This is a genomic window from Acidithiobacillus ferriphilus, assembly GCF_018854775.1.
Classification (GTDB): Bacteria; Pseudomonadota; Gammaproteobacteria; order Acidithiobacillales; family Acidithiobacillaceae; genus Acidithiobacillus; species Acidithiobacillus ferriphilus.
Genome location: NZ_JAAZTY010000118.1, coordinates 1 through 3427, shown reverse-complemented (window position 1 = coordinate 3427; position 3427 = coordinate 1). Strand labels below are relative to the sequence as shown.

The following is a 3427-nucleotide window of genomic DNA, read 5'->3' as shown; positions in this document are numbered from 1 at the left end:
AGAGTGGCTCGCCGCCGTTTGCAAGAGCGCCGCCTCCGGCAAATCGCCTGCGGCATCCGCGAGGGTTTGCAGGGCACTGCGGTCCAAGCGTCCGTGCTGGGCGAGCTCCTGCACAAAAACGGTGCCGCGCAGGATGGTGCGACGCAGATACCAGAACCGGTCGACAATAACGCCAAGGGCAAGCACAAGAAGGCCCGCCAGCACATAAAGCACACCGTCGGAGTAATTGGCGAGGTGGATGAGGTAAGCGATATTCATCAATAAGACTCCTGAAATATCAGAAAGGAACAGCGCCGAAGCGGCGCGCGGAGGAAGAAAGATTGGTGCTGAGGAGTGATCCGAAAGGTCAACCCGGTATGGGCAGACAATCGATCAAGCAAGGCGTGGACAATAAAAATGTGTCCTGCTCCGGCACACACCAACGGGTGTGCCGGGCTTTGTATTACGGCGTTCATGCGGCTACCTCTTTATATGGCCGGGATGTATCCGGCGACATCAAAAGTGGAGGTCTTTTGCCTCCTGTGAATAGCCTCATGCTAACAGCCGAATATTGCACCCATGTGTCACTGAGGTGCTGATTTTATGACGTTGTCATGACATTCTTATGACGTTTTACGTATTCCTTGGTGGTGAAAATCGGTATCCGAAACTGTGCACTGTTTCCAGCCAGCTTTTGGCCCCCACACTTTCCAGAATCTTGCGTAAACGATAAATCTTGACCACCAGGGTGTTGGGAGCGAGATAAGTGCCCTTACCCTCCCACAGGATGTCGGCGATCTGATCGTTGGAAACGACTTCGTCCGGATGCGTGGCGAAATAGTACAGCAGATAAAAAAGCCGTCGCGGCAGATGAATTTCCTGTCCCAATATCCAGACCCGCAGCGCCACCAGATCGATGCAGATGTTTTCCGCTTTAACCACCCGGGCAGGCGCTTGTGTGCGCAGTTTCTTGAGGAGACCGCAGACTTGGGCCGTTAAGATTTCCGGCCCCATACTGGCAGGGATATACGCCTGTGCCCCTACTTCCAGAGCTGCTACAGCGTGTGTTTCTTCATGGTCTTCCTCCGCACTATTGCCGACCACCAGGAAAGGCAGATCGCTCTCACGCGGCGCGCGTTGCAGGTGCCGCATCCAATCACTTGTCGTGGCAGACCATCCGAGTAGAACCAAGACTTCAGGATCCCAGCGCCGCACCAGCTGCTCCACTTTAGAGCGCTCCGTGCTCCGTATTACTTGACCACCGGCGCGCTCCAGAGCCACTTCAACGGAAATGACCGTTTTACCGTTGGTCCGTGCATTGACCAGCAGCAGGATTCGTGGACTGTGTGGTGATCCGGTCCGTATCATCGGCGGGGAGGGTCGCGTCTGCGCAAACATCGCCGCACGTAGCACGTGTACCGCGTGCACAACAGCGCTGTTTAATAAAATTAAAAACATAGCGAAAACTCCATGCGCACCGTGCACGCGACGCGCAGATGGAAGAAGCTCACCAAGCAATGTTGAGCGGGGGTGTCGATGGCACGGAGTTGGACTACGTGCGTGCCCGTGGACTGACTCATGCAGTTCTCCTTATGCGGGGCTAGATTGCGGCTCCGACTAGGATAACTCGCTTATGTGACATTAGCATGAAAATTACATGACTTTTTTATGACAATTCATGCCGGCGACGCGCTCAGACCAGAGCTTAATGGTTATTCTCCTGACGCCGTGGCAGAGTTTTCCACGGGCATACGTTTATCTGCAAATGCCCGCCCACCGTCACCCGTCGCCAACAAGCGACATCCACACATAACGACCAAACTTCTCTTCTTTCCCTCTGGAACACGCTAATTATTAAGTGGACTCCAATATATAAGAATTTACTGTGATTGCGTGCGGATCATTTATTTTGTTGTTCCCAAGCGACGAAAATGGCTGCGCGCCCATAGCCTCATTTAAGTCATTTCTACGGAAAATTAGTGACCTACGCCTGGTGGCATATAACTTGCTGGATTAATCTGCATGACCATATGCAAATCAAAATTCAATATCCGTTTCATCGTGCTTCCCCTGTGTTGTGGAGCGCTGCTCGCCGCCGTTGCTCCAGATGCTGCTGCAGCAACACCATTCGCTTTCAGTCAGGTAGTGCATGACGCTCATGATCTCGCGCAGAGCGCCTGGCACCCGCGCCCGGTGGAGGCCAGTAAAAGCCTGCGCCAACTAAGTCCGCAGGCGTATGGGCATATACTCGATACTCATCCACTGTGGAAACACGACGGCCTTCCCTTCGAAATCTTATTTTACCCGTTGGGCGGCACCTTTGTTCATCCCGTGCGCATCAATGTGATTCGCAACGGTCAGGCGTATCCCATTCACTACGATTCGAAGACTTTTTCCGTCGAAGGCGCGCTGGCGAAAAAGGTCCATATCCCCAAAAATGGAGGTTATGCGGGTTTTCTTGTTAAAGATACTGGATATGCGCAGCAGCACGATGAATTTCTGTCTTTTCTCGGCGCGAGCTATTTTCGGGCGGTGAACAAAGATGCGGTTTATGGCACCTCGGCACGTGGGCTTGGGATTGACACTGCGTTGCCCTCCGGTGAAATCTTTCCGTATTTCCAGGAATTCTGGTTACAGCGCCCAAGGCCTGGCGTGCATCATCTGACGATTTATGCGCTACTCAACAGCCCGTTGATAACCGGCGCCTATCGCTTTGAAGTCACCCCCGGCAAGAGCACGCAAATCCGCGTCCACGCGGTCCTGTATCCGCGCAAGAAGATCCGTCAGTTGGAAATCGCGCCGTTGTCCAGCATGTTCTGGCATGGCCGTGGACGCGGCATTCGCGCCGGTGACTGGCATCCGCAACAACATGATTCCAGTGATCTCATCATGGCCAACGGTGATGGTGAGTGGATTACCCGACCATTGAACAATCCACTGTATACGCAAGTCACACGGTACACCTTGGCGCATCCGCGGGGCTTTGGTTTGTTTCAGCAGGATCGGCGATTCACCAGTTATGAGGGGATCTACACGCAATACCAGAAGCGGCCGAGTGTCTGGATTCAGCCTTTGAACAATTGGGGAAAGGGGCAGGTAGAGCTGGTGGAATTACCTACCAATAACCGCAATCTTGACAACATCGTGACGTTTTGGGTACCTCGGCATCCACCGCAACCGGGACAGGCCCTTTCCGTTAGCTATCGCCTGGATTTTTTGCGTGACGCCGCCGATCTGCCACCAGGGGGTCACCCCGTCGCAACCTATTTCGGGACCGTGCCGCACAGCGGTGGTAGCCGCCGTATTGTGGTAGATTTCGCGGGTGGCGGTTTAGGCCGACTCCCGGCGAACACCCCCGTGCAGGCGCATGTTTCCGTGGGGGCAGGCACTCGTTTAATCCATTCCGCGGTACGCTTCGATCCGACCAATCATCAGTGGCAGTGGCGGG

Annotated in this window: 2 protein-coding genes and 1 pseudogene; 1 reads left to right on the top strand and 2 read right to left on the bottom strand. The window is 54.2% G+C overall.

Translation table 11 applies throughout. The features are described from left to right. Positions 1 to 258: pseudogene (locus HF921_RS08760) on the bottom strand (MotA/TolQ/ExbB proton channel family protein); the annotation flags it as partial. A gap of 354 nt (positions 259 to 612) precedes the next feature. Beyond that, positions 613 to 1437, bottom strand: coding sequence for a response regulator transcription factor (locus HF921_RS08755; protein ID WP_064219884.1), 825 nt, complete (start codon positions 1435 to 1437; stop codon positions 613 to 615). Between the two features lie 564 nt (positions 1438 to 2001). Between HF921_RS08755 and HF921_RS08750 the strand changes: the two genes are divergently transcribed. Next, positions 2002 to 3427: glucan biosynthesis protein (locus HF921_RS08750; RefSeq protein WP_215893678.1), on the top strand; the 1426-nt coding region annotated here is incomplete at its 3' end.

Bases quoted from the DNA above. Each gene is read 5' to 3' on its own strand.
- HF921_RS08755 (WP_064219884.1), bottom strand. From the start codon at position 1,437: ATGTTTTTAATTTTATTAAACAGCGCTGTTGTGCACGCGGTACACGTG.